This is a genomic window from Mycobacterium conspicuum (assembly GCF_010730195.1).
Taxonomy (GTDB): Bacteria; Actinomycetota; Actinomycetes; order Mycobacteriales; family Mycobacteriaceae; genus Mycobacterium; species Mycobacterium conspicuum.
On record NZ_AP022613.1, the window covers coordinates 4,136,123 to 4,161,603 of the forward strand.

The 25,481-nt window shown below is 66.8% G+C and carries 25 protein-coding genes, 1 tRNA gene and 1 pseudogene; 10 read left to right on the forward strand and 17 right to left on the reverse strand.

What is annotated here, in order from left to right:
• Positions 1 to 54 precede the first annotated feature (54 nt).
• A tRNA-Leu gene (locus tag G6N66_RS18955) sits at positions 55 to 140 on the reverse strand.
• Between the two features lie 94 nt (positions 141 to 234).
• Here G6N66_RS18955 and G6N66_RS29670 point away from each other — a divergent pair.
• From G6N66_RS29670 to G6N66_RS18970, 3 genes are all read left to right on the forward strand, one after another.
• Positions 235 to 462: a helix-turn-helix domain-containing protein gene (locus G6N66_RS29670; RefSeq protein ID WP_232079354.1), complete on the forward strand. Its 228-nt coding sequence runs from the start codon at positions 235 to 237 to the stop codon at positions 460 to 462.
• A 535-nt stretch (positions 463 to 997) separates the two neighbouring features.
• Positions 998 to 1,375 carry a hypothetical protein gene (locus G6N66_RS18965; RefSeq protein ID WP_085233201.1) on the forward strand — a complete coding sequence of 126 codons (378 nt, stop codon included), beginning with the start codon at positions 998 to 1,000 and terminating at the stop codon, positions 1,373 to 1,375.
• Complete coding sequence (locus G6N66_RS18970) at positions 1,372 to 1,722, forward strand: DUF3817 domain-containing protein (protein WP_085233202.1); 351 nt, start codon at positions 1,372 to 1,374, stop codon at positions 1,720 to 1,722. Before G6N66_RS18965 ends, G6N66_RS18970 begins: the two co-directional genes overlap by 4 nt.
• A gap of 7 nt (positions 1,723 to 1,729) precedes the next feature.
• Here the strand turns inward: G6N66_RS18970 and rdgB are convergent, their stop codons facing one another.
• Positions 1,730 to 2,341 carry an RdgB/HAM1 family non-canonical purine NTP pyrophosphatase gene (gene rdgB, locus G6N66_RS18975; protein WP_085233203.1) on the reverse strand — a complete coding sequence of 204 codons (612 nt, stop codon included), beginning with the start codon at positions 2,339 to 2,341 and terminating at the stop codon, positions 1,730 to 1,732.
• Between the two features lie 122 nt (positions 2,342 to 2,463).
• Between rdgB and G6N66_RS18980 the strand changes: the two genes are divergently transcribed.
• Positions 2,464 to 3,564: a ferritin-like domain-containing protein gene (locus G6N66_RS18980; protein WP_085233339.1), complete on the forward strand. Its 1,101-nt coding sequence runs from the start codon at positions 2,464 to 2,466 to the stop codon at positions 3,562 to 3,564.
• Here G6N66_RS18980 and rph read toward each other — a convergent pair.
• From rph to clpS, 8 genes and pseudogenes are all read right to left on the reverse strand, one after another.
• Complete coding sequence (rph, locus tag G6N66_RS18985) at positions 3,561 to 4,340, reverse strand: ribonuclease PH (protein ID WP_085233204.1); 780 nt, start codon at positions 4,338 to 4,340, stop codon at positions 3,561 to 3,563. The genes G6N66_RS18980 and rph overlap by 4 nt on opposite strands.
• Positions 4,341 to 4,369: 29 nt before the next feature.
• Positions 4,370 to 4,467, reverse strand: a pseudogene (locus G6N66_RS29680) (VOC family protein); the annotation flags it as partial.
• Positions 4,468 to 5,241, reverse strand: coding sequence for a cyclic nucleotide-degrading phosphodiesterase (locus G6N66_RS18995; protein ID WP_085233205.1), 774 nt, complete (start codon positions 5,239 to 5,241; stop codon positions 4,468 to 4,470).
• Between the two features lie 74 nt (positions 5,242 to 5,315).
• Positions 5,316 to 6,134, reverse strand: a complete 819-nt coding sequence (gene murI, locus G6N66_RS19000) for a glutamate racemase (RefSeq protein WP_085233206.1) — start codon at positions 6,132 to 6,134, stop codon at positions 5,316 to 5,318.
• Positions 6,131 to 6,802, reverse strand: a complete 672-nt coding sequence (locus G6N66_RS19005; RefSeq protein ID WP_085233207.1) for a rhomboid family intramembrane serine protease — start codon at positions 6,800 to 6,802, stop codon at positions 6,131 to 6,133. The genes murI and G6N66_RS19005 overlap by 4 nt, the downstream gene beginning before the upstream one ends.
• A 24-nt stretch (positions 6,803 to 6,826) precedes the next feature.
• Positions 6,827 to 7,855 (reverse strand): P1 family peptidase, encoded by a 1,029-nt coding sequence (locus G6N66_RS19010; protein ID WP_085233208.1) that lies wholly within the window; start codon positions 7,853 to 7,855, stop codon positions 6,827 to 6,829.
• Entirely contained in the window at positions 7,852 to 8,448 is a 597-nt protein-coding gene (gene aosR / locus G6N66_RS19015; protein ID WP_085233209.1) for an oxidative stress transcriptional regulator AosR, read from the reverse strand. The genes G6N66_RS19010 and aosR overlap by 4 nt, the downstream gene beginning before the upstream one ends.
• Before the next feature lie 25 nt (positions 8,449 to 8,473).
• Positions 8,474 to 8,779 (reverse strand): ATP-dependent Clp protease adapter ClpS, encoded by a 306-nt coding sequence (gene clpS, locus G6N66_RS19020; RefSeq protein ID WP_085233210.1) that lies wholly within the window; start codon positions 8,777 to 8,779, stop codon positions 8,474 to 8,476.
• Between the two features lie 47 nt (positions 8,780 to 8,826).
• Here clpS and G6N66_RS19025 point away from each other — a divergent pair, with 47 nt between their 5' ends.
• Positions 8,827 to 10,128 carry a nicotinate phosphoribosyltransferase gene (locus G6N66_RS19025; protein ID WP_085233211.1) on the forward strand — a complete coding sequence of 434 codons (1,302 nt, stop codon included), beginning with the start codon at positions 8,827 to 8,829 and terminating at the stop codon, positions 10,126 to 10,128.
• Complete coding sequence (locus tag G6N66_RS19030; protein WP_163645964.1) at positions 10,128 to 12,164, forward strand: ATP-dependent DNA helicase; 2,037 nt, start codon at positions 10,128 to 10,130, stop codon at positions 12,162 to 12,164. The genes G6N66_RS19025 and G6N66_RS19030 overlap by 1 nt, the downstream gene beginning before the upstream one ends.
• On the opposite strand, the gene G6N66_RS19035 is transcribed toward G6N66_RS19030, so the two are convergent.
• The 3 genes from G6N66_RS19035 to glgP form a co-directional block, all read right to left on the reverse strand.
• Positions 12,153 to 12,572 carry a PIN domain-containing protein gene (locus G6N66_RS19035; protein WP_085233212.1) on the reverse strand — a complete coding sequence of 140 codons (420 nt, stop codon included), beginning with the start codon at positions 12,570 to 12,572 and terminating at the stop codon, positions 12,153 to 12,155. The genes G6N66_RS19030 and G6N66_RS19035 overlap by 12 nt on opposite strands.
• Positions 12,569 to 12,823, reverse strand: a complete 255-nt coding sequence (locus G6N66_RS19040) for an AbrB/MazE/SpoVT family DNA-binding domain-containing protein (RefSeq protein ID WP_139825236.1) — start codon at positions 12,821 to 12,823, stop codon at positions 12,569 to 12,571. Before G6N66_RS19040 ends, G6N66_RS19035 begins: the two co-directional genes overlap by 4 nt.
• A gap of 84 nt (positions 12,824 to 12,907) precedes the next feature.
• Positions 12,908 to 15,526: an alpha-glucan family phosphorylase gene (gene glgP, locus G6N66_RS19045; protein WP_085233214.1), complete on the reverse strand. Its 2,619-nt coding sequence runs from the start codon at positions 15,524 to 15,526 to the stop codon at positions 12,908 to 12,910.
• A gap of 204 nt (positions 15,527 to 15,730) precedes the next feature.
• On the opposite strand from glgP, the gene G6N66_RS19050 reads away from it, so the two are divergent.
• Together G6N66_RS19050 and glgB are read left to right on the forward strand one after the other, a co-directional pair.
• The gene (locus tag G6N66_RS19050) at positions 15,731 to 17,824 is read left to right on the forward strand and encodes an alpha-1,4-glucan--maltose-1-phosphate maltosyltransferase (protein ID WP_085233342.1); all 2,094 of its coding nucleotides are present in this window, start codon (positions 15,731 to 15,733) and stop codon (positions 17,822 to 17,824) included.
• 6 nt (positions 17,825 to 17,830) lie between these two features.
• Positions 17,831 to 20,026, forward strand: coding sequence for a 1,4-alpha-glucan branching protein GlgB (gene glgB, locus G6N66_RS19055; protein WP_085233215.1), 2,196 nt, complete (start codon positions 17,831 to 17,833; stop codon positions 20,024 to 20,026).
• Between the two features lie 10 nt (positions 20,027 to 20,036).
• On the opposite strand, the gene G6N66_RS19060 is transcribed toward glgB, so the two are convergent.
• Together G6N66_RS19060 and G6N66_RS19065 are read right to left on the reverse strand one after the other, a co-directional pair.
• On the reverse strand, positions 20,037 to 20,954 hold the full coding sequence (locus G6N66_RS19060; RefSeq protein WP_085233216.1) for a tetratricopeptide repeat protein: 918 nt from the start codon (positions 20,952 to 20,954) through the stop codon (positions 20,037 to 20,039).
• Positions 20,955 to 21,103: 149 nt separating this feature from the next.
• Positions 21,104 to 22,285: an acetyl-CoA C-acetyltransferase gene (locus G6N66_RS19065; protein WP_085233217.1), complete on the reverse strand. Its 1,182-nt coding sequence runs from the start codon at positions 22,283 to 22,285 to the stop codon at positions 21,104 to 21,106.
• Between the two features lie 78 nt (positions 22,286 to 22,363).
• On the opposite strand from G6N66_RS19065, the gene mce reads away from it, so the two are divergent.
• Complete coding sequence (gene mce, locus G6N66_RS19070) at positions 22,364 to 22,828, forward strand: methylmalonyl-CoA epimerase (protein WP_085233218.1); 465 nt, start codon at positions 22,364 to 22,366, stop codon at positions 22,826 to 22,828.
• A 22-nt stretch (positions 22,829 to 22,850) separates the two neighbouring features.
• On the opposite strand, the gene G6N66_RS19075 is transcribed toward mce, so the two are convergent.
• Positions 22,851 to 23,141 (reverse strand): hypothetical protein, encoded by a 291-nt coding sequence (locus G6N66_RS19075; RefSeq protein WP_085233219.1) that lies wholly within the window; start codon positions 23,139 to 23,141, stop codon positions 22,851 to 22,853.
• Positions 23,141 to 23,812 (reverse strand): endonuclease NucS, encoded by a 672-nt coding sequence (gene nucS / locus G6N66_RS19080; RefSeq protein WP_085233220.1) that lies wholly within the window; start codon positions 23,810 to 23,812, stop codon positions 23,141 to 23,143. Before nucS ends, G6N66_RS19075 begins: the two co-directional genes overlap by 1 nt.
• 44 nt (positions 23,813 to 23,856) lie before the next feature.
• Between nucS and G6N66_RS19085 the strand changes: the two genes are divergently transcribed.
• Positions 23,857 to 25,470 (forward strand): adenylate/guanylate cyclase domain-containing protein, encoded by a 1,614-nt coding sequence (locus G6N66_RS19085; protein WP_085233221.1) that lies wholly within the window; start codon positions 23,857 to 23,859, stop codon positions 25,468 to 25,470.
• Positions 25,471 to 25,481: the final 11 nt, after the last annotated feature.

Sequence of the window (25,481 nt, forward strand, 5' to 3'; positions counted from 1 at the left end):
GCAGCCGGACTCACCAGAACGGCGAGTGACACATGCGCTCTTCGATGAACGCTCTGGTGCGGGCGGAGGGACTCGAACCCACACGCTCTTTCGAGCAATGGCACCTAAAGCCATCGCGTCTGCCATTCCGCCACGCCCGCGCGTTTTAGGGAGCCTACCGCCTTCGATCATCGACAACTTGTCGGCTATGCCCCATAACTTGGTGTTCACAGACCAGCCAAGGGGAGCGTGATCGTGAGGCCTGCGGAGCAGTTCGACGCCGCCAGACGCCTAATCGCAGCTGGCGTAAACGACTGCGCTATTTCCCGTGAACTCGGTGTGCCGCGACCGACGGTGCAGGACTGGCGACGCCGACCACAAATTCGACCAAGGATCGCGGACGCGTCGTCGTTGTGCGGCGTCACTCACGACTTCCCGCAACTACCACCTACTAGTTACGCTATCTGCTCGGTCTGTACTTAGGCGACGGGTGCATCTCACGGTGCCGTCGGGTGTGGCGACTCAGAATCACGCTCGACACGAAGTACCCGGCGATTATCGATCGGTGTCGTGAGGCCATCGACTTGATCATGCCCGCACAACGCCCATCCCTAGTTCCGCAACCGAGCAACTGCGTTGTGGTTTCGCACTACTCCAAACACTGGCCGTGCTTCTTTCCGCAACACGGTCCGGGCAGGAAGCACTTGAGGCCGATTGCATTGGAGCCATGGCAGGACGTGCTCGTCCAGCAAGCGACCGAGGAATTCATTCGCGGCTTGATCGACAGCGACGGGTGCCGTGTGGTGGCGAACGATCGCGGTGTCAGGAGTGTCCGCTACCACTTCTCGAACCGATCCGACGACATCCGAGCGCTGTTCTGCGACGCACTCGACAAGCTCGGCATTGCATGGACCACACCCGCCAAGTACCAGGTCGCGTCTACCGCAAGGCTGCGGTCGCCCGCCTCGACGAGTTCGTCGGTCCCAAGTCATGACTACCGGCGCGGTACCGTCAGGAGGTGTCCACTACACGTCGTCGCAGGCCTGCGCTGGTCGCGTTGGTGATCGTCGCGGCCTGCGGATGCCTGGCCCTGGGCTGGTGGCAGTGGACCCGGTTTCAGTCGACGTCGGGCACCTTCCAGAACCTCGGCTACGCCCTGCAATGGCCGTTGTTCTCGTGGTTCTGCATCTACGCCTACCGCAAGTTCGTCCGCTACGAAGAGGTGCCACCGGAGCCGCGGACCAAAGACGCCATCACCGAGATACCCGCCGGGCTGCTGCCCGAGCGGCCCAAACCTGAATACCAGCCGCCCGATCCCGCGCTGCGCGAATACAACGCCTATTTGGCCGAGCTCGCCAAGGAAGACGCCGAAAAGCAGAACAGGACCACCGCATGACAACCCCCGAGACCCCTGAAGCGCAGCAGAGCGCCTTCCCCGTCGAGAAGATCCGCACCGCGCTGCTCGGCTATCGCGTCATGGCGTGGACCACGGGCCTCTGGCTGATCGCGCTGTGCTACGAGATCGTCTCGCACATCGCCTTCCACCACGAGATCCGGTGGATCGAAGTGGTGCACGGCTGGGTGTATTTCGTCTATGTGTTGGCCGCGTTCAATCTCGCGATCAAGGTCCGCTGGCCGATCGGAAAGACCATCGGCGTGCTGCTCAGCGGTACCATCCCGCTGCTGGGCATCATCGTCGAGCACTTCCAGAGCAAGGACGTCAAGGCGCGCTTCGGGGTGTGAGCTCGCTTCACCCTCGGCGCGTGGCCAGCTCACGCAGCGCCGGCACCAACAGGCCCAGCGCGCGACCCCGATGCGACATCGCGTCCTTCTCCGCCGGGCTCAACTCCGCGGCGGTGCGGTCGTATCCGTCGGGCACGAAAACCGGGTCGTAGCCGAACCCGCCGTCGCCGCGCGGCCGATGGGCGATCGTGCCCGTCCACTCCCCCCGCACGACCACCTCGTCGGACCCCGAGACCAGGGCGCACGCCGACACGAACGCCGCACCCCGCAGGCCGTCGGGCACGTCACGCAACTGCGCCAGCAGCAAAGCGGTGTTGCCGGCGTCGTCGCCGTGCCGGCCCGACCAGCGCGCCGATAACACGCCGGGCATGCCGTTCAAGGCCGCCACCGTCAGTCCCGAGTCGTCGGCGACGCTCGGCAGGCCCGTCGCGGCGAACGCGTCGCGCGCCTTGGCCAGGGCGTTGTCCTCGAACGTGGCGCCGGTTTCGGGCGCCTCGCCGAAAGGCTCCACGTCGTTCAGCGACACCAGCGCCACGCCCGACAACCCGGCGCCGTCGAGCACCCGGCGCAGTTCGGTCAGCTTCTTGCGGTTGCGGCTGGCGACCAAGAGTTGGGTCACGCCAACAAGTTAGCCCCCCGGCCAGGTCAAGCCGGGTCAAGGGTTGACAGCTCCGCCGCACGGGGCACAATGTGATATGGGTCATATGACCACTGGTCACAGCGAGCGGAGAGGGGATGCTCATGACCACGAGGGACAAATACACCGAGGTGCCGGCGCCGTACTCGTGGGAGGTCCCCAGCGCCGGCGACACCCGCTTCACCTGGGAGTACGACGAGGGGCGCGCCCGGCTGCTTTCCCTGTATCAGAAGGGAAAGGACAAACAGTGGGATGCCCAGTCGCGCATCGACTGGGCGCAAGACGTCGACCCGACGAACCCGGTGGGGCTCCCCGACGAGTTCCATCCGCTGTTCGGCAGCCCGATGTGGGACGCGGCCGACGACGCACGACGGGCCGAGATGCGCCAGCACTTTCAGGCCTGGCAGTTCTCCCAGTTCCTGCACGGCGAGCAGGGCGCCATGGTGTGCGCGGCCAAGATCGTCGAGGTGGTCCCGGATCTGGACGCGAAGTTCTACGCGGCCACCCAGACCATGGACGAGGCCCGACACGTCGAGACCTTCGCGCGGTTCCTGCAGGACAAAGTCGGCCTGGTCTACCCGATCAACAAGCACCTGACCGCACTGCTGGAAGACACCCTGCGCGACTCGCGCTGGGACATGCCCTACCTCGGCATGCAGGTCCTCATCGAGGGGCTCGCACTCGCCGCCTTCGGCGTGCTGCGTGACATGGCGCCGCAGGACTCGCTGGCCAAGCAGTTGCTGGCCTACGTCATGCAGGACGAGGCGCGTCACGTCGCCTTCGGCCGAATCTCGTTGAAGGACTACTACTGTGCGCTGACGGAAGCCGAGCGCGACGAGCGTGAAGAGTTCGTCGTGGACGCCTGCTATCTGATGCGTGACCGCTTCCGCGGCGAGGAGGTTTTCGAGACCCTCGGCCTCGACGTCCAAGCCTGCGCCGAGTGGGTGGACACGTCGCCGCTGATGATCCAGTTCCGCTCGCATCTGTTCAGCCGCATCGTGCCGATCGTCAAGGACATCGGGTTGTGGGGGGACAAGGTGCAGAAGGCCTTCTCGGAGATGGGTGTCCTCGACATGGCCGGCTTCGACATCGAGACACTGATGAAGGCGGACGAGGATCAGGCCGACGCGCTGGACAAGGCACACGCCGAAATGGCAAGCCGCGCAATCGAAGTGGACCAGGCCATCGCGGCGGGCGCGAGCTAGCTTCCGAACGCCTTCGACGGCGGGGGCCCCTCGGGCAGCACGCCCGGATACGGCGCCGCCAACGCCTCGCGCTGAGCTTCGAACAACTTGTCACACGCGCTCAACGCCAGATCCAGCAGCTTGTCCAGCGTCGAGCGCGGGAACGTCGCGCCCTCACCGGTCCCCTGGATCTCGACCAGGGTGCCGGTGTCGGTGGCGACGACGTTCATGTCCACCTCGGCGCGCGAGTCTTCCTCGTAGGGCAGATCGACCCGGACCCTGCCGTCGACCACGCCGACGCTGACCGCCGCGATGGCGCACGACAGCGGCCTCGGATCCGACAGCTTGCCGGCGGCCGACAGGTAGGTCACCGCGTCGGCCAACGCCACGTAGGCGCCGGTGATGGCCGCGGTCCGAGTGCCGCCGTCGGCCTGCAGCACGTCGCAGTCGACGGCGATCGTGTTCTCCCCCAACGCCCGCAGGTCGATGCACGCCCGCAACGACCGACCGATCAGGCGGCTGATCTCCTGCGTTCGTCCGCTGACCCGGCCCTTGACGGACTCGCGGTCCGAGCGGGTGTGGGTGGCCGACGGCAGCATCGCGTACTCCGCGGTGAGCCAGCCCAGGCCCGACCCTTTGCGCCAACGCGGCACGCCCTCGGTGACGCTGGCGGTGCACATGACCTTGGTCTGACCGAACTCGATCAGCACCGACCCCGCCGGGTGCTCGGTGAATCCTCGGGTGATGACGACGGGGCGGAGCTCGTCGTCAAGGCGACCGTCATCTCGTTTGGACACACGCCAACACTAGCGACAGCTCGGCGGGACTAGCGCACCTCCTGGATGCGGACCATGTTTCCGGCGGGATCACGCAGCGCGCAGTCACGAACCCGTAGGGCTGCTCGGTCGGCTCCTGGACAACGTCTCAGGCACGACCGATATCGAACGTCTCACCGGACACCACCGCGTGCACGGGACCGTCGAACTCGGCCTTGGCCTCGGTGATGACGTCCTCGCGCGACGTCCACGGCGGGATATGCGTCAACAGCAACTCCCGGACCCCCGCTTGTTTGGCGGCCCTGCCGGCTTCGGTGCCGGACAGATGAAGATCGCGGGGACGGTCCGGCGAGTGCGTCCAGGAGGCCTCGCACAGGAACACATCCGCACCGCGGGCCAGCTCGACCAGCTGATCGCAGACGCCGGTGTCGCCGCTGTAGACCAGGCACGCGCCGGTGGAATCGGTGATCCGCAGACCGTAGGACTCGGTGGGGTGCGCAACCACCCGTGGCACCACCGTGAGCGCACCCAGCGTCACCGGCTCACCGTCCACCCAGTGGCGGATATCGAAGATGTCCGAGCAGTCGTCGATCTCTCCGCCGTACGGTGACGACGCCGCGCCCAACCGCGACCAGGTGTCACTCGGGCCGTACAACAGGGCCTTGCCGCCGGGGCGGGACGGGTGATACCGGCGCCAGACATACAGGCCCGGCATATCCAGGCAGTGGTCCGCGTGCAGATGAGACAACAGCACATGCACCGAACCGGGGTCCGCGTGCCGTTGCAGCGCGCCCAGCACTCCCCCGCCGAAGTCGAGGACCAGCGGTGGCGTGTCCGGCGCCCGGAGCAAATAACCCGAGGCAGGCGAATCCGGGCCCACGACGCTGCCGGAGCAGCCGAGCACGGTGATTCGCACGGACACTACTGTGCCATGCCCGATAGCGGGATGTAGAAAACATCGCCGCTTTGGTGTGACGAGAATCTCCGCACGTTCATCTAATGAACACGAAAATGGCGGTGCACTGGTTGAACGCCGGTGACGGCGGGGCCGAGGAATCGCGACGCCAGTTTGGTGAATTCCTCCGGGTCGCCGGTGGCCTCGAATACTCGGGTGGCGGCCGGCGCGTCATGCGGACGCAGCAGGTCCCGTTCGGTGAGCACCCGCAGCACTTCCTTCGCGGTCTCCTCGGCGCTGGAGACCAGCGTGACGTTGTCGCCCATCGCCAGCTGAATCAGTCCGGACAGCAGCGGGTAGTGCGTGCAGCCGAGCACCAGCGTGTCGACCGCGGCGCGCTGCAGCGGCTCGAGGTATCCCTCGGCCAGTCCGAGCACCTGCCGGCCGCTGGTCACACCGCGCTCGACGAAGTCGACAAAGCGCGGGCAGGCCACCGCGGTGATCTCGGTGTCGCGCGCGGCGGCGAAGGCGTCCTGGTAGGCGTGCGAGGTGATAGTGGCCTGCGTACCGATGACGCCGATGCGCCCGTTGCGGGTGGTGGCCACCGCACGTCGCACCGCCGGCAGGATCACCTCGACGACGGGCACGTCGTAGCGCTCGCGAGCATCGCGCAGGCACGCGGCGGACGCCGAATTGCACGCGATCACCAGCGCTTTGACCCCGCGCTCGACCAGGTCGTCGCCGATGGCCAGCGCGTGCGCGCGGATCTCCGGGATGGTCAGCGGACCGTAGGGGCCGTTGCCGGTATCGCCGACGTAGACGATGTCCTCGTCGGGCAGTTGGTCGATGATCGCGCGCGCAACGGTCAGTCCCCCGACGCCGGAGTCGAAGACCCCGACGGGCGCCAGCGGCGAGCTCATGTTTTCAGCCGCGGCGACGCAGCGCCGGCCCTTTTGCGCGCGCGGGCCTTGCGCTCCGGGGCGGACAACAGATACGCGGCGACGACGCCGGCGACCGCGCCCGACAGGTGACCCTGCCAGGACACACCGCCGCACTGGTGCAGCACCGGCATGGCACCGAGCAGCACGCCGCCGTAGAGGAACAAGACCACCAGCCCGACGATGATGTGCCACACCCGGCGCACGAACAAGCCGAACACCAGCAAAAACGCCAGGTAGCCGAAGATCAGGCCGGAGGCGCCGATGTGGTCGGTCGGCCCGCAACTGCTGCCCACGTTGCCGATCAGCCAGGTACCGAAGCCGCCCAGGATCCAGATGATGGCGGTGGCCCACACAAACCGGGAAATCCCGGCCAGCGTCATCAAAAAGCCCAACACCAGCAGCGGGATCGTATTGGCCATCAGGTGCGCCCAGTTGGCGTGCAGAACCGGGGCGAAGATGATCCCCCACAGGCCATCCGTGGTCTGCGGCCGGATGCCGTTTCTCTCCAGGGAATGGTTCGTCAGCAGGTCAAGCAGCTCGACCAGGTACAGCAGCGCCACGAAGGTGAGGATGGTGGCGCCGCCCACCACCCACCGGGGGCGTTTCTTCTCCTGCCGGGCGGGCGGGTGCGGATGTCCGGACGTCATGGCATCGTCCAGGCTACCTGCAGGTCAGGCGGTCTTGAATGCTCCGGGCGCGATGCCGCGATAGGTCGGTATTCCGGCGACGGATTCGGCGGCGAGCACGCCGACCAGGACCGCGCGGGCCAGGCAATCGGCGGCGGCCGCACCCACCGCGGTGACCAGCGCTGTCTCCGGCGACATCGCGGCGGGCGCGTCCGGCAGCGGGGGGACTTCGACCGCCCCGGTCGCCAGCGCGAACACCGTGTCGCCGTCCACCGGCGTGTGTGCCGGCCGGATCGTTCGGGCCAGCCCGTCGTGGGCGGCGATCGCGACGCGTCGGCACGCCGCCTTGGTCAGCGCGGCATCGGTGCCGACGACTGCGATCGTCGTGTTCAGCGCGGTCGAGCGGGGTGGCAACTCGGCCAGCGCGGTGATCTGCTCGGCGGGCGGTGGGGTCAGACCGAACTCTTCGATCAAGTCCGCCTGCCACGGGAGCCCGGTGGTGGTGTCGACGACATCGCCCGCGGAATTCACCACGACGATCGCGCCGACGGTCACGCCGGACTGCAGCGTGGTCGACGCGGTCCCGACGCCGCCCTTGAGCACACCGGCGCGAGCGCCCACCCCGGCGCCGACGGTGCCGCCGGCTACCGTGTCCGCGGACGCTCCCGCGGCGGCGGCGTAACCGAACTCGGCGGTCGGGCGGCAGTCCCAGCCGCCGACGGGCAAATCGAAAATCACCGCCCCCGGCACGACGGGCACCACCCCGCCGCTCATCGCCACGCCGCGTCCCTGTTCCTCCAGCCAGCGCATCACTCCGTCGGCGGCCGCCAGGCCGTAGGCGCTACCGCCGGCGAGCAACACCGCATCGACGAAGCGGACACTGTTGGACGGATCCAGCAGATCGGTCTCCCGGGTGCCGGGCGCCCCACCGCGGCAATCGACCGCGCCGACGGTTCCGGGCGGGGTCAGCACGACGGTGACCCCGCGGGCCCAGCCCGCGCCCAGGGACGCGTCGGGATCCAGCCGCTGATAGTGGCCGACGCTGATCCCGCCGACATCGGTGATGGCGCTCACCGGGAATCCATCAACGCGAGCACCAGGTATTCCTGCAGGACGGTCAGCCATTGGTAGACGTCGTGGTGCGCCGCCAGGGGATGGTCGGCCGGCAGTCGGCTTGGGCCGTCCGGGCCTACATCGAGCATCACGCCCAAGGACAGCCGGAGGTCGTTGACCGCCGCGATCCAGGCGTTCGCGCCCTCTTCGGTCAGTTCAAACCGACCGCCATTTTCCGGAAGCGTGTCCAACAATTGTTGGGCCGCAACACGTTTGGCGTCGATGATCTCCGGCTCGTGCAGACTGCGCAGCGCGGCATTGAGGCTGTCGGCGGCATTGCTATCAGGGGAATCCGGCTCGTCGGTGTCCTCCTCGTCGGGCCTGTGGAAGTCGGGCAACAAGCGGCGCAGCGTCGGATCGGCCGGCGGTTCCGTGTTGCCGGTCTTGATCCCGGTGATCTCCTCGAGTTCGTCGGACGGAGCGGAAGATTCGCGCTCGTCGAGCAGGCCGATCATCGATCCGACCAAGTTCTTCAGCAGAGCCGCCTCATGTACCGCCAACGACGACCGAAAACGGGGACCGTCGGCGGTCTCGACGCGCTTCCATTTGCGCACAAAAAATCCTGGATGCCCTCTGATCTCAGCTGTCCTGCTGCAACGTCGCCCACAATCCGGCGGCATGCAGTTTGGACACGTCGACTTCCATGGACTCCCGCGTGCCGGACGACACCACCGCCTTGCCTTCGTGATGCACCTGCAGCATCAGTTTGGTGGCGTGCGGCTCGCTGTAGCCGAACAATTTCTGGAACACGTACGTCACGTAGGTCATCAAGTTGATCGGGTCGTCCCACACGACGGTGACCCATGGCCTGGCCGTGACGTCCACCGGCGCGGACTCGCGTTGCCCGGTAGTGCCCGGTTTGGTGGGCGCTGACGCAGCAACCATGCCCTCTACGATACCGAGCCCGTGTCGCCAGCCGATACGGTTACGGCATGAACGACGCGGTCTTGGCCGGACTGCTAACCGACAGGTACGAGCTGACCATGCTGGCGGCGGCGCTGCGCGACGGCACGGCCAAACGCCGAACCACGTTCGAATTGTTCGCCCGCCGACTGCCCGAGGGACGTCGCTACGGTGTGGTCGCCGGAACCGGCCGACTGCTAGAAGCGTTGCCGCAGTTCAGGTTCGACGAAGCGGCCGGCCGGCTGCTGGCGCAATTCCTCGACGCCGACACCGTGCGCTATCTGCGCGATTTCCGGTTCGGCGGCGACATCGACGGCTATGCCGAAGGTGAGTTGTATTTTCCTGGCTCGCCCGTATTGTCGGTGCGCGGCAGCTTCGCCGAATGCGTGGTGATCGAGACGTTGGCGCTGTCGATCTTCAACCACGACTGCGCGATCGCGTCCGCGGCCGCACGCATGGTCAGCGCCGCAGGAGAACGCCCGCTGATGGACATGGGAACCCGACGCACCCACGAGCGTGCGGCGGTCGCCGCGGCCCGGGCGGCCTATATCGCCGGCTTCGCCGCGACGTCCAACCTGGAGGCGCAGCGGCAATACGGGATCCCCACCGAGGGCACCGCCGCGCACGCCTTCACCATGTTGCACACCACCGGAGATGGACCAGACGAGCTGGCCGCGTTCCGCGCCCAGGTCGACGCCCTGGGCGTCGGCACCACGCTGTTGATCGATACCTACGACGTGACCACCGGGGTGGCCAACGCCGTGGCCGCCGGCGGTACCGCGCTCGGCGCGGTCCGCATCGACTCCGGCGAACTCGGCGTTCTCGCCCGCCAGGTGCGCGAGCAGCTCGATCAGCTGGGCGCCACCCAGACCCGCATCGTCGTATCCGGCGATCTCGACGAGTTTGCCATCGCCGCGCTGCGCGCGGATCCGGTGGACAGCTATGGCGTCGGCACGTCGTTGGTGACCGGCTCGGGTGCCCCGGCCGCGGGCATGGTTTACAAACTCGCCGAGGTGGACGGTATCCCGGTGCAGAAGCGCAGCAGCCACAAGGAATCGGTGGGAGGCCGCAAGGAGGCGGTGCGGTTGTCACGGCCGACCGGCACGATCACCGAAGAGGTGGTGCATCCCGCGGGGCGACCGCCCGACACGACGGAGCCTCGACGGGTGCTGACCGTTCCGCTGGTCCGGGAGGGAGAGGTGGTCGCCGATACCGACCTGTCGTCGGCCCGTCGGCTGGTCGCGTCCGGGCTGCGCAGCCTGCCGTGGGAGGGGCTGAGCCTGGCCCACGGCGACCCGGCGATCCCCACCACGCAGATCGCGGGGGGGTAATCACGGCAGACGTATCCCTGTCCGTACCAGAACTGCTGGCCATCGCGGTGGACGCGCTCGGCGGCAGCGCGCGCAGCGGCCAGCAGCAGATGGCCGAGGCCGTGGCGCAAGCCTTTGAGACCGGACCCGAGGCCGGCGAGCACCTGATCGTGCAGGCCGGCACCGGCACCGGCAAGTCGCTGGCGTATCTGATTCCGGCGATTGTGCGCGCCGTGGAGGGCGACGGCCCGGTCGTCGTGTCGACGGCGACGATCGCCCTGCAGCGCCAGCTGGTCGATCGGGACCTGCCGCGCCTGGCCGACTCGCTGGCCGATGCGCTGCCACACCGTCCGCAGTTCGCCTTGCTCAAGGGGCGACGAAACTACTTGTGCCTGAACAAGGTTCATGGCGGCAGCACGGGCGATGCCGAGGACGAACAGCCGCAGGACGAACTTTTCGACCCGATGGCGGCCACCGCGCTGGGGCGTGACGTGCAGCGCCTCGCCGCGTGGGCGTCGACAACCGATTCCGGCGACCGCGACGACCTCAAACCCGGTGTGCCCGACCGGTCCTGGTCACAAGTCAGCGTGTCCGCACGGGAATGCATCGGCGTGTCCCGCTGTCCCTATGGGACCGAATGCTTTTCCGAACGGGCCCGTGGCCGCGCCGGCGCCGCCGATATCGTCGTCACCAATCACGCGCTGCTGGCCATCGACGCCGTCGCCGAATCGGCTGTGCTGCCGGAACATTCGCTGCTGGTGGTCGACGAAGCACACGAGTTGACCGACCGGGTGACATCGGTGGCCACCGCCGAACTCACGTCGGCCGCGCTCGGTGTCGCGTCACGGCGAATCGCGCGGCTGATCGATCCGGAACTGATCGAGCGACTGGAGGCGTCGTCGGCCACCTTCGCGTCGGCGCTCCACGACGGAACCCCAGGCCGCATCGACTATCTCGATCAGGAGATGGCGGCCTACCTCACGGCGTTGCGGGACGCGGCCAGCGCGGCGCGATCGGCGATCGAGTCCACCAGCGACTCCAAAGCCGCCGCCACCCGCGCCGAGGCCGCTGCGACATTGAGTGAGATCTCCGAAACCGCCTCGCGCATCCTGACATCGTTCAGCCCGGCTATCCCCGATCGCACCGACGTGGTCTGGCTGGACCAGGAGGACAACCGGGGTTCTCCGCGCGCCGTGTTGCGGGTGGCTCCGCTCTCGGTGGCAGAGCTGTTGCGCACCCGCGTGTTCTCGCGTTCCAGGACGGTGTTGACGTCGGCGACGCTGACGATCGGCGGGAGCTTCGACGCGATGGCCGCCGCATGGGGGCTGACCGGACCGGAGCCCGGAGAGTACCCGCGCTGGCGCGGCCTTGATGTCGGATCGCCATTCCAGCACGCCAAGAACGGAATCCTTTACGTCGCAGCCCATCTCCCGCCGCCGGGCCGCGACGGCGCCGGATCGGCCGAGCAGCTGAGCGAAATCGCCGAGCTCATCACCGCGGCCGGCGGGCGGACCCTGGGGCTCTTCTCGTCCATGCGGGCCGCGCGGGCCGCGGCCGAGGCCATGCGGACGCGGCTGTCCACGCCGGTGCTCTGTCAAGGCGACGACAGCACCTCCACGCTGGTCGAGCAGTTCACCGCCGACCCGGCCACCTCGTTGTTCGGCACGCTGTCGCTGTGGCAGGGCGTCGACGTGCCCGGGCCGTCGCTGTCGCTGGTGCTGATCGACCGCATCCCGTTCCCGCGGCCGGACGATCCCCTGCTCAGCGCGCGGCAACGCGCGGTGGCGGCGCGCGGCGGCAACGGCTTCATGGAGGTCGCCGCCAGTCACGCCGCGCTGCTGCTCGCGCAGGGTTCGGGCCGCCTGTTACGGCGAGTCACCGACCGCGGCGTGGTCGCCGTGCTGGATTCCCGGATGGCCACCGCCCGGTACGGCGGTTACCTGCGCGCCTCGCTGCCGCCGTTCTGGCAAACCATCAACGCCGCGCAGGTGCGCCAAGCGCTTGGGCGCCTGCGCACTGCGGCCGACACCCGCCGGACCGACGCATCACCGTCTTAGTGTCGGCACCATTCGGGCCGCACGGGCCTGGCCAGCCAGTTTCCTGTTGAAGGTCCACAATGGTTCGGCGTTCGCCAATTCGGCGTACGTGGCAAGGCAGCAGTCCTCGAACGACAGCTTCGGATGATCGGTGAACAACGGCAGCGCGCGCTTGAACAGGGCACGGTTGCAATCGATTTGGGTCAACGAAATCAGGCCCTCGATCGCCTCGGATGCCGAAGCCCGGCTGAATTCGTAGTGGCGGCACAACGCAAAGACCACCTCGATGACAGCGATATCCGACACGAGGAGGGGCGCATCGGCGCTTTCGACAAGTGCGACTGCCGCCGCGTGTTGGTCCGGAACGTCATTGAGCAGCAGGCGAAGTACGACGTTGGCGTCAAGCGAACCGCCAAATGTGGGGTTCACCCTTGCGACTCACGCTGGGACTGGTAGAAGTCGTCGACATCCAGCAGCGGGCGGGTTCCCGATTTGATATGGCGACTGATGCGCTCACTCAACTCGTCGACACTCGGCGGCTTGGTGATGATGAGTTCCCCGGTCTCCTCGTTCAGGTGCGCGTGCAACACTCCACCCGAGTCGGCCAGACCGAGTCGGCGACGAATGGCAACCGGAAGGGTCGTCTGTCCCTTCCTGGTCACGGTAATGCTTACGTCCATATCCATTACTTTACCGTTTTGCATTACCTCGACGGCGATGTAAGGAGATCTGCGGTCCGCAAGGGCACGCAGTGTGGTTGTGGGCTAGGCGAGGGTGACCAGACCGAACTCGTTGCCGGCGGCAAGCAACCGATGCCGGGGCAGCACGCGCACCGTGTACCCGACCGCGCCGGCCAGCGGCAGCGGTGTCGTCGTCGAGAACACCTGATTGCCCGCGTCGGCGGCGCCGGTATACGACATCTCGACGGTGACCGGATCCAGCAACACGTCGCCGGAGTCGACCCGGCCCAGCACCGCCTGCACCGTGACCTCCTCGGGCGAGAGGCCAGCCAGCTGCACGGTCGCGGTCAGGGTCAGCTTGGAACCCAGCACCGGGGTGTCGGGCAGGCCGGTGCTGTCGACGTCGGTGACGACGATCTTCGGCCACGCCTCCTCGGCGCGGCGACGATACGCCGCCAGCTCACGGGCCTCGCCGTACTCGGCGGTGTCGTCGGTGGCGCTGACGGTCTTGCGCAGCGATTGCGCGGCCGGCACGTAATACTGCTCGACGTAGTCGCGCACCATGCGCGACGCCAGCACCTTGGGCCCGAGCGTCTGCAACGTGTGCCGCACCATCTCGATCCACCGCGGTGGCACGCCGCGATGGTCGCGCTCGTAGAACTTCGGCACCACCGCGTGCTCCAGCAAGTCATACAGCGCGCTGGCCTCCAGATCGTCGCGACGGACCTCGTCGGTCAATCCGGTGGCAGACGGTATCTCCCAACCGTTTTCGCCGTCGTACCATTCGTCCCACCACCCGTCGCGGATGGACAGATTCAGGCCGCCGTTGAGCGCGCTCTTCATTCCGGAGGTGCCGCACGCCTCCAGGGGCCGCAGCGGGTTGTTCAGCCACACGTCGCAGCCCCAATACAGCATCCGGGCCATCGACATGTCGTAGTTGGGCAAGAACGCGATGCGATGACGCACATGCGGTCGATCGGCGAAGCGCACCACCTGTTGGATCAGCGCCTTGCCGCCGTCGTCGGCCGGGTGCGACTTGCCGGCAACGATCAGCTGTATTGGCCGGTGTTCGTCGAGCAGCAGCCGCTCCAGGCGAGCGGGATCGCGCAGCATCAACGTCAGCCGCTTGTACGTCGGCACCCGGCGCGCGAATCCGATGGTCAACACGTTCGGATCGAACGCAGCCCCGATCCAGCCGAGCTCGGCATCCGACGCGCCGCGTTCCAGCCAGGACTGGCGCAGCCGCCGTCGCACGTCCTCCACCAGCAGCGCGCGCAATTGCGAACGGATCCACCACAGATGACCGGGATCGACCTGCTCCAGTTTCAGCCAGACACCGGGATCACTGAACGACGAATCCGACCCGGCCAGTTCGCGCCCCAGCTGCAACCATTGCGGCGCCGCCCAGGTGCGCGCGTGAACGCCGTTGGTGATCGACCCGATCGGCACTTCCTTGCGGTCGAAGCCGCGCCACAGGTCGTTGAACATGGCCCGGCTCACCCGGCCGTGCAGCAGCGAGACGCCGTTGGCCCGTTGGGCCAGCCGCAGGCCCATGTGGGCCATGTTGAATTTGGTCGGATCGGCCTCCGCGCCGAGCGCGATGATTCGCTCGGTCGGCACGCCCGGCAGCAGCGCCGAGGCGTTGGTCGGATCAGCCGCCTTGCCGTCGAGGTGGTCGTCGAAGTAGCGCTCCACCATGTCGACGGGAAACCGGTCAATGCCCGCGGCCACGGGAGTGTGGGTGGTGAACAGGGTGCTCGACCGCACCACGGTCAACGCGGTGTCGTAGTCCAACCCGGCATCGATGATCAGCTCGCGGATGCGCTCGGCCCCAAGGAAGCCGGCGTGTCCCTCGTTCATGTGGAACACCTCGGGCGCGGGCAGACCTTCGATGGCGGTAAAGGCGCGGATCGCCCGCATCCCGCCCACACCGGCCAGGATCTCCTGCTTGATGCGGTGCTCTTGGTCGCCGCCGTACAGGCGGTCGGTGACGCCGCGCAGGTCGTGCTCGTTTTCGGGGACGTCGGAGTCCAGCAGTAGCAGCGGGACGCGACCCACTTGGGCCACCCAGACCCGGGCCCGCAGCCGTGCGGAATCCGGCAAGGCCAGTTCGACCAGAACCGGATCCCCGTCGGCGGTGGTGAGCAGCCGCAACGGCAGCCCTTGCGGATCCAGCGAGGGGTAATTCTCGTTCTGCCAGCCGTCGGCGGTCAGCGACTGGCGGAAATACCCGGAGCGGTAGTACAGGCCCACCGCGATCAGCGGCACGCCCAGGTCGGAGGCGGACTTCAGGTGGTCGCCGGCGAGGATCCCCAGGCCGCCGGAGTAGTTGGGCAACACCTCGGCGACACCGAACTCCATCGAGAAATACGCGATGCCGCGCGGCATCTCGAGACCATCCTGCTGCTGTTGCTGATACCACAGCGGACGAGTCAGGTAGTCGTTCAATTCGGCGGCCAGCCAATCGAGGTGGCTCAGGAACCCCTCGTCGATGGCCAATTGGTCGAGCCGAGCCGGATTCACCACCCCCAACAGCGCAACCGGGTCATAGCCGACGTGCGCCCACAACGCGGGGTCGATGCTCGCGAACAGATCCTGCGTCGGTTTGTCCCACGACCAGCGCAGGTTCGTCGACAGCTGCTCCAGCGCTGCCAGGCGGGCGGGAAGGTGGGCACGGACGGTAAAACGCCGGAGGGCTTTCACGCATCACTACCTTACTGAGGATTGCGGTGCGCGCCGAGCCAGAGAGCGAGCGTTTACCTCCGTTTACGTCGGGGGTGTGTGGCCGGCCACTAGGGTGGGTATCGGGTACTTGTTGGGGCCGCAAAGGTGCATCCCCATTCGGGGGGAGTTCCCCAGGAGAAGAAGTTTCCGGAGACGAGAGCACGCAATCGGAACGGAGCTGTGGTGCCCGGTCGTGTCGAGATCGATAACGTCCAGCCCGTCGTTTCCTGCGGCGCCTACCCGGCCAAGGCCGTAGTCGGTGAGGTCGTCCCGGTCAGCGCGGCCGTGTGGCGCGAAGGCCACGAGGCGGTCGCGGCGACATTGGTGGTGCGCTACCTCGGGCCGCGCTATCCGGCAACGGAAATGCGGCGGATCCAGGCGGTGCAGGCTCCCGAAAAGCTGGCGACCGTGTCCCGCGATTCCGCGAGCGATTCACAAAAGGTCAAGCCGCTGCTGATTCCGATGGCGATGGGTCAGGAGCCGTATGTCTTTCACGGTCAGTTCACCCCCGACAGCGTCGGATTGTGGAGCTTCCGCGTCGACGGCTGGGGCAACCCGATTGAAAGCTGGCGGCACGGGCTGATCGCCAAGCTGGACGCGGGGCAGGGCGAGAAGGAATTATCCAACGATCTGCTGGTCGGCGCCGCGCTGTTCGAACGCGCCGCAACGGGTGTGCCACGCGCGCTGCGCGATCCGCTGCTCTCGGCCGCGACGGCGTTGCGCACGCCCGGGGACCCGGTGACCCGCAGCGCGCTGGCATTAGCGCCTCGAGTCGAGGAGCTGCTGACGACCTATCCGCTGCGAGACATCGTCACCCGCGGCGAGCAGTGCCACATTTGGGTGGACCGGCCCGCGGCGCGCTTCAGCGCGTGGTACGAAATGTTTCCGCGTTCGACCGGGGGCTGGGACGCCGACGGCAAGCCGGTCCACGGCACGTTCAAGACCGCTGCCGCGGCGCTGGGGCGCATCGCCGACATGGGCTTCGACGTCGTGTATCTGCCCCCGATTCATCCGATCGGCAAGGTACATCGCAAGGGCCGCAACAACTCTCCCACCGCCGCCCCGGGGGATGTGGGGTCGCCGTGGGCGATCGGGAGCGACGAGGGTGGCCACGACGCGGTTCATCCCGACCTGGGCACGATCGACGATTTCGACGCATTCGTCGCCGCGGCGCGCGACCTGGGCCTGGAAGTGTCTTTGGACCTGGCGCTGCAATGCGCGCCGGATCATCCGTGGGCTCGCGAACATCGACAGTGGTTCACCGAATTGCCCGACGGCACAATCGCGTACGCGGAGAATCCGCCCAAGAAGTACCAGGACATCTATCCGCTCAATTTCGATAACGACCCGGCGGGCCTCTACGACGAGGTGCTGCGCGTGGTCCGGCACTGGATTGAGCACGGCGTCAAGTTCTTTCGGGTCGACAACCCGCACACCAAGCCGCCCGACTTCTGGGCCTGGCTGATCGGTCAGGTGAAGGCCACCGACCCCGACGTGCTCTTCTTGTCCGAGGCGTTCACGCCGCCCGCCCGTCAGTACGGGTTGGCCAAGCTCGGCTTCACGCAGTCCTACACGTATTTCACCTGGCGCACCGCCAAGTGGGAGCTCACCGAATTCGGCAATGACATCGCCGCACTCGCCGACTTCCGCCGGCCGAACCTGTTCGTCAACACTCCCGACATCTTGCACGCGATCCTGCAACACAACGGCCCCGGCATGTTCGCGATCCGCGCGGTGCTCGCGGCGACGATGAGTCCGGCCTGGGGCGTGTACTCGGGCTACGAGCTGTTCGAGCATCGTGCGGTGCGCGAAGGCAGCGAGGAATACCTGAACTCGGAGAAGTACGAATTGCGGCCCCGCGACTTCGCGGGTGAGCTCGCCGCCGGCAGATCCCTGGAGCCGTTCCTTAAACAGCTCAACGCTATTCGCCGGCTGCACCCCGCGCTGGAGCAACTGCGCACCATTTATTTCCATAACGTCGACAACGACGCGTTGATGGCGTACAGCAAGTTCGACCCGGTCACCGGCGACTGCGTCTTGGTGGTGGTGACGCTCAACGCGTTCGGCCCCGAGGAAGCGACGCTGTGGTTAGACATGCACGCACTGGGTATGGAACCCCACGAGCGCTTTTGGGTGCGGGACGAGCTAACGGGCGCGGAATATCAATGGGGGCAAGCAAATTACATCCGCATCGATCCTGGGCAAGCGGTCGCCCACATCATCAACATGCCCCTCATCCCGCCGGAATCCCGAATCGCGCTGCTGCGCAGGAGGTGAGCGGACATGAGTCGAGCTGATCAACTCGCCGGGACTGACCTGGCGCCCGACCCCGCCGACTTGAAACGCCTGGTGGCCGGGGCGCACCACAACCCACACGGGATCCTGGGCGCCCACGAGTACGGTGATCACACTGTCATCCGGGCGTTTCGGCCGCACGCGGTCGAAGTCATCGCGATCGTCGGCGACGAGCGCTTCCCCCTGCAGCACATCGAAGCCGGATTGTTCGCCGTGGCGCTGCCGTTCACCAACCTCATCGACTACCGGTTGCAGGTGAGCTATCAGGGTTCGGAACCGTACACCGTCGCCGACGCCTACCGCTTCCTGCCCACCCTGGGCGAGGTGGACCTTCATCTGTTCGCCGAGGGGCGACACGAACGGCTGTGGGAAGTCCTTGGCGCGCACCGTCGCTCATTCACCACCGCCGACGGTGTGGTCAACGGGGTGTCGTTCGCCGTGTGGGCGCCCAACGCCAAAGGTGTGAGCCTGATCGGCGAGTTCAACGGCTGGACCGGCAACGACGCGCCGATGCGGGTGCTGGGCTCCTCCGGGGTGTGGGAGTTGTTCTGGCCCGGGTTCCCACCCGACGGTCTGTACAAGTTCCGGGTGCACGGCGCCGACGGCGTCGTCACCGACCGGGCCGACCCGTTCGCCTTCGCCACCGAGGTACCGCCGTCGACGGCGTCGCGGGTGACGGAGAGCAAGTACACCTGGAGCGACGAGGCCTGGCTGACGGAGCGCGCGCAGCGCAATCCGGTGTTCGAGCCGATGAGCACCTACGAAGTCCACCTCGGCTCGTGGCGTCCCGGACTGAGCTATCGGCAGCTTGCCAAGGAGCTGACGGAATACGTTGTCGAGCACGGGTTTACCCATATCGAGCTGTTGCCGGTCGCCGAGCATCCGTTCGCCGGATCGTGGGGATACCAGGTCACGTCGTACTACGCGCCGACGGCCCGCTTCGGCACACCCGACGAATTTCGGGAGCTGGTTGATGCCCTGCATCAGGCCGGCATCGGCGTGATCGTGGACTGGGTGCCGGCGCACTTCCCCAAGGACGCGTGGGCCCTGGGGCGTTTCGACGGCACCGCGCTGTACGAGCACTCCGACCCCAAGCGCGGAGAGCAACTCGACTGGGGCACTTACGTTTTCGACTTCGGCCGACCGGAGGTGCGCAACTTCCTGGTCGCCAACGCGTTGTACTGGCTGCAAGAGTTCCACATCGACGGGCTGCGCGTGGATGCGGTCGCGTCGATGCTCTACCTGGACTACTCGCGTCCCGAGGGCGGCTGGACCCCGAACATCTACGGCGGTCGGGAGAACCTGGAGGCCGTGCAGTTCTTGCAGGAGATGAACGCCACGGCGCACAAGGCCGTACCGGGCATCGTCACCATCGCCGAGGAGTCCACATCGTGGCCAGGCGTGACGCGACCGACAAGCCTTGGCGGCCTGGGCTTCTCGATGAAGTGGAACATGGGCTGGATGCACGACACGTTGGACTACGTCAGCCGCGACCCGATATACCGCAGCTTCCACCACCACGAGATGACGTTCTCCATGCTGTACGCGTTCAGCGAGAACTTCGTGCTGCCGATCAGCCACGACGAGGTGGTCCACGGCAAGGGCACGCTGTGGGGGCGGATGCCGGGCAACAATCACGTCAAGGCCGCCGGCCTGCGCAGCCTGCTCGCCTACCAGTGGGCACACCCGGGCAAGCAGTTGTTGTTCATGGGTCAGGAATTCGGCCAGCGCGCCGAGTGGTCGGAGCAGAACGGCCTGGATTGGTGGCAGCTCGACGAGCAGGGCTTCTCCAACGGGATTCTGCGTTTCGTGCACGACATCAACGAGATCTACCGCGCGCGTCCCGCACTGTGGAGTCGCGACACCACTCCCGAGGGCTACTCCTGGATCGACGCCAACGACTCCGGGAACAACGTGCTGAGCTTCCTGCGCTACGGCACCGACGGCTCGGTGATGGCCTGCGTGTTCAATTTCGCCGGCGCCGAGCACAGCGGCTACCGGGTGGGGCTGCCCTCGGCCGGCCGATGGCGCGAGGTGCTCAACACCGACGCGACGGACTACAACGGCTCCGGGATCGGTAACCTCGGCGGCGTCGATGCCACCGAGGACCCGTGGCATGGCCGTCCGGCATCGGCGGTGCTGGTGTTGCCGCCGACGTCGGCGCTGTGGCTGGAACCCGAGTAGGCTGCTCGCGCTAGTACAGCGCGTTGGCGAGGTTGCGCCGGCCCACGACGACCTCGGGATCGGCGGGATCGAAGAGCTCGAACAACTCGATCAGCCGGGTCCGCACCGAGGTCCGGTCGTCGCCGGATGTGCTGCGTATCAACGCGATCAAACGCTCGAACGCCGCACCCACGTCCTGGTTGAGGATTTGCACGTCGGCGGCCGCGAACGCCGCGGCGATGTCGCCGGGTGCGGCATCGGCGATCGCGACGGCATCGGGGCGTTGCGCCGTTGCGCGACTGAGGAAATCGATCTGCCGGATCGCTCCCTTGGCTTCGGCGCTACCCGGGTTGGCATCGAGGACGGCCTGATACGACTGCTTCGCCGCGTCGAAGTCCCCGGCCTCGAGCTGCTCGCGGGCCTGGGCGAGCTCGGGGTCGACCTGCGCGGAGTCCTCCGAACCGCTTGCGCCCCTTAGCTTTCCCTCCGTCGCCGATAGCAGCGAGTCCAGCCAGCGCCGCAACTGATCGGCGGGCTGCACGCCCTGGAAGCTCGAGATCGGCTGTCCGGCCGCCAAAGCCACCACCGTGGGGACGGCGTCGACACCGAAGATCCGGGCCACCCTGGGCGCCGCGTCGACGTTGACCGTCGCCAGCGACCACTTGCCGTTGTCGGCGGCCGCCAAGCCAGAGAGCGTGTCGACCAATTCGACGCACGCGTCGCTGCGCGGCGACCAGAGCGCCACCACAACGGGCACTTCCTCCGACCGGACGATCACTTCCTCTTCGAAATTGGCCTCGGTGATCTCCACACCGCCCGGCTCCGGCCCGGGGCCATCGGGCCCGGACGGCCCAGACGGCCCAGCCTTCTGCTGGGCCCGCTGCTTGAGACCGGACAGATCGACAGCACCGGCCATTGCAGGCCCGATCGAGGGTCGCGGACGCGTCACGCAGTCAAGTCTGTCACGTCGTCGCGATCGCCGGCCCACCGGGCGAAATCAGCCGGATATCACTGCTCAAACAGCTCCTATGACGCAAATCACACCTGCTGTGCGGACTGCCCAACCGCAGCAAAGTTACCGGTCAGTTTTCTCTTCGATCAGCCCGCCCGAAGAATCAGCGCGTCGCCCTGGCCGCCCGCGCCGCACAGGGCCGCAACGCCGATGCCGGAGCCGCGGCGCGCCAGCTCCAGCGCCACATGCAGCGTGATCCTGGCTCCCGACATCCCAATCGGGTGGCCCACCGCGATCGCACCGCCGTTGACGTTCACGATGTCGGGGTTGACCCCGAGTTCGCGCGTGGAGGCCAGCGCCACCGCGGCGAACGCTTCGTTGATCTCCACGACGTCGAGCTGGTCAACGGTGATTCCCTCGCGGTCCAGCGCCTTCTTGATCGCGTTCGCCGGCTGTGACTGCAGCGTCGAATCCGGCCCGGCCACCACGCCGTGCGCACCGATCTCGGCCAGCCACGTCAGCCCCAACGCCTGTGCTTTGTCCTTGCTCATCACCACGACGGCGGCGGCACCATCGGAGATCTGCGACGCCGAGCCAGCCGTGATCGTGCCGTCCTTGCGGAATGCCGGCTTGAGACCGCCCAGGGATTCCGCCGTGGTGTTGGCGCGGATCCCCTCGTCCTCGGTGAACTGCAGCGCATCACCCTTGCGCTGCGGGATATTCACCGGAACCACCTCGTCGTTGAAGACGCCGTCCTTCCAGGCGGCGGCCGCCAACCGGTGCGACCGCGCCGCGTACTCGTCCTGTTCGGCGCGGGTGAACTTGTCGACGTCGTTGCGCTGCTCGGTGAGCGCACCCATCGGCTGATCGGTGAACACGTCGTGCAGGCCGTCGTAGGCCATGTGGTCCAACACCGTGACATCGCCGTACTTGTAGCCGGCCCGCGAATCCATCAGCAAATGCGGCGCCCGCGTCATGGACTCCTGGCCACCGGCCACCACCACCTCGAACTCCCCGGCCCGAATGAGCTGGTCGGCAAGCGCGATGGCGTCGATACCGGACAGGCACATCTTGTTGATGGACAGCGCCGGAACATCCCAGCCGATGCCAGCGGCCACGGCGGCCTGCCGCGCCGGCATTTGACCTGCTCCGGCGGTCAATACCTGGCCCATGATCACGTATTCGACGGCCGACGCCGGAACGTTGGCCTTCGCCAGCGCCCCCTTGATGGCGATGGCGCCCAGATCGCTGGCCGAAAAATCCTTCAATGAGCCCATCAACTTGCCGATGGGCGTCCGTGCTCCAGCAACGATCACCGAAGTCGTCATGACTACCTCCAAGACGGGTGTGGAAGGCCCATTCGACCTACCGGAGAAGCGCAATCTTCTCCGTCAGGTTACCGTTATGTGATGACGACCGATCAAGTTGACGCCCGTCGACTCTTGGCAACCTCCCTGGTGACCGGTGTCGATCACGTCGGCATTGCAGTCGCCGACCTGGATGTGGCCATCGAGTGGTATTGCGAGCACCTCGGCATGATCCTGGTGCACGAGGAAGTCAACGACGACCAGGGCATCCGCGAGGCCATGGTGGCGGCGCCCGGCGCACTGGACGCAGGGCAAATTCAGCTGATGGCCCCGCTGGACGAGTCGTCAACGATCGCGAAGTTCCTCGACAAGCGCGGGCCCGGCATCCAGCAGATGGCGCTTCGCGTCAGCGATCTGGACGCGCTGTGCCAGCGGCTGCGCGACCAGGGTGTGCGGCTCGTCTACGAGGCCGCCCGACGCGGCACGGCAAACTCCCGAATCAACTTCATCCACCCCAAAGACGCCGGCGGGGTGCTCATCGAGTTGGTCGAACCCGCGTCCTAGCTTGAGTGGCTCGCGATCGCGGTCAGCTCCACCTTCTGGTCGGACCGCGCGTCGCGCGCTTGGCCCAGCACGGCGTGTGCCAATGCCGTCGGTCATCCATAGCTCCTGGTGAGTCAATCGGCCATACCACCACATGCGCAGTGCCGGAACGGATTTGGTGATCGCAACCGGGACACCGATAGATCTTGACGGCCCGGGCGCCGGCAATCGGACGCACTTCGTATTCGTGGCCGTCGGGCCCGGTTTCCACCCGCCGCAGCATCGGCGACGGAAGTGCCGGCAACCTGCGCGGCGGTCTGCGCCGGCGAGCCATCAGAACAGCCGGTACTCGTCGCTATCCATTCCGCGCATCTTGTCGTAATCCAGTGTGAGGCAACGGATTCCGCGATCGTGGGCCAGGGTGCGCGCCTGCGGCTTGATCTGTTGAGCGGCGAACACGCCTTTCACCGGCGCGAGAACCGAGTCGCGATTGAGCAATTCGAGATAGCGGGTGAGCTGCTCGACGCCGTCGATCTCGCCGCGTCTTTTGATTTCCACCGCGACCGAGCCACCGAGTTCATCGCGGCACAACAGGTCGACGGGCCCGATCGCGGTCATGTATTCGCGGCGCACCAACGTGTATCCCTCGCCCAGCAGTTGGACGTGCTCGGCGAGCAACGCCTGCAGGTGAGCCTCCACGCCGTCCTTGACCAGCCCGGGATCGACGCCGAGTTCGTGGCTGGAGTCGTGCTCGATGTCCTCGATGGTGATGCGCAGCTGCTCGCCGGTCTTGTTCTGCACCACCCACACCGGCGCCCCGTCGCCCGCCTCCTCGGTCATCCAGCACGGCGGGCTCATCCAGTTCAGCGGCTTATAGGCACGGTCGTCGGCGTGCACGCTGACCGACCCGTCGGCCTTGATCAACAACAACCTGCGCGCCGACGGGAGATGAGCGGTGAGCCGGCCGACATAGTCCACGGTGCATTGAGCGATCACGAGACGCACCCGACTCACCTTAGAGCGTGTCCGACAAATTAGGCTGACACACGATGCCTAACAAGGCCCACCGTCAGTCCTTGGCGCACCGCCTGGGCCGGGTGCTTGAGAAGGTCACCCGTCAAAGCGGCCGGCTGCAAGAGACCCCGGCCTACGGCTCCTTGCTCCTCGGCCGGGTCACGGAGAGTCAACATCGACGGCGGGTACGCATCCAAATCATCCTGACCGTCGTCGTCATGGTGGTGAATTTAATCGGCATGGCCTTCGCCGGGCTGCTCATCGCGGTCGCCATTCCGGAACCGAGCATCTTCGACGACGCGCCGGGCTGGCTGACATTCGGGGTGATCCCGGGCTATCTCATCTTCGCCATGGTGGTGGGCACCTATTGGATCACCCGACGGACGGTCCTGGCGCTGCGCTGGGCGATCGAGGGGCGCAAACCGACGCGCCTCGATGAGCGCAACACCTTCATAGCCCCGTGGCGGGTCTCGATCGTCGACCTTGGCCTGTGGATCTTCGGGACGCTGCTGCTGACGACGCTGTACGGCCTGGTCAACACGCAGTTCATCCCGCGGTTTCTGTTCGGGGTGGGCTTTTGCGGCGTGCTGGTCTCCACCGCCGCCTACCTGTCCACCGAATTTGCGCTGCGACCGGTGGCCGCCCAGGCGCTGGAGGCCGGACGCCCGCCGCGGCGGCTGACCTCGGGGATCATGGGTCGAACCATGATGGTCTGGTTCGTCGGTTCGGGAGTACCGGTGATCGGCGTCGCCCTGGTGGCCTTCTTCCAGCTGTCGATGCGCAATCTCACCGAGACGCAATTTGCCGTGGCCGTGATGATCGTGGCGATCGCCGCCCTGATCTTCGGTGGTGTCTTGATGTGGATCCTGTCCTGGCTCACCGCCACTCCGGTGCGGGTGGTACGCGCGGCACTTGAGCGCGCCGAGCGGGGCGACTTGCGCGGCAACCTGGTGGTCTTCGACGGCACCGAGCTCGGCGAGCTGCAACGTGGTTTCAACGCGATGGTCGACGGCCTGCGTGAACGTGAGCGTGTGCGTGACCTTTTCGGCCGGCACGTAGGCAAGGAGGTCGCCCTGGCCGCCGAACGCGAGAAGCCGAAACTGGGCGGCGAGGAGCGCCACGTCGCCGTCGTCTTCATCGACTTGGTCGGCTCCACCCAATTGGTGACCAGCCAACCGCCGGCCGACGTCGTGAAGTTTCTCAACCGATTCTTCGCGATCGTCGTCGAGGAGGTGGACGGCCACTGCGGCCTGGTGAACAAGTTCGAGGGCGACGCCTCGCTGGCCATCTTCGGTGCTCCGAATCGCCTGCAGCGTCCCGAGGACGAGGCGCTGGCCGCCGCGCGGACCATCGCCGACCGGCTCGCGGACGAAATGCCCGACTGCCAAGCCGGCATCGGGGTGGCTTCCGGTCAGGTGGTCGCCGGCAACGTCGGCGCCAAGGAACGCTTCGAATACACCGTGATCGGCGAACCGGTCAACGAGGCGGCCCGACTGTGCGAACTGGCCAAAACGTACCCATGCCGGTTGCTGGCAACCGCGGAAGCAGTCCAGGGCGCAGGCGAAGAGGAAAGTGCCCGTTGGTCTTTGGGCGAGACGGTGACGCTGCGTGGGCATGACCATCCGACCCAGCTGGCCTCGCCTGCCTAACCACAGAAAGG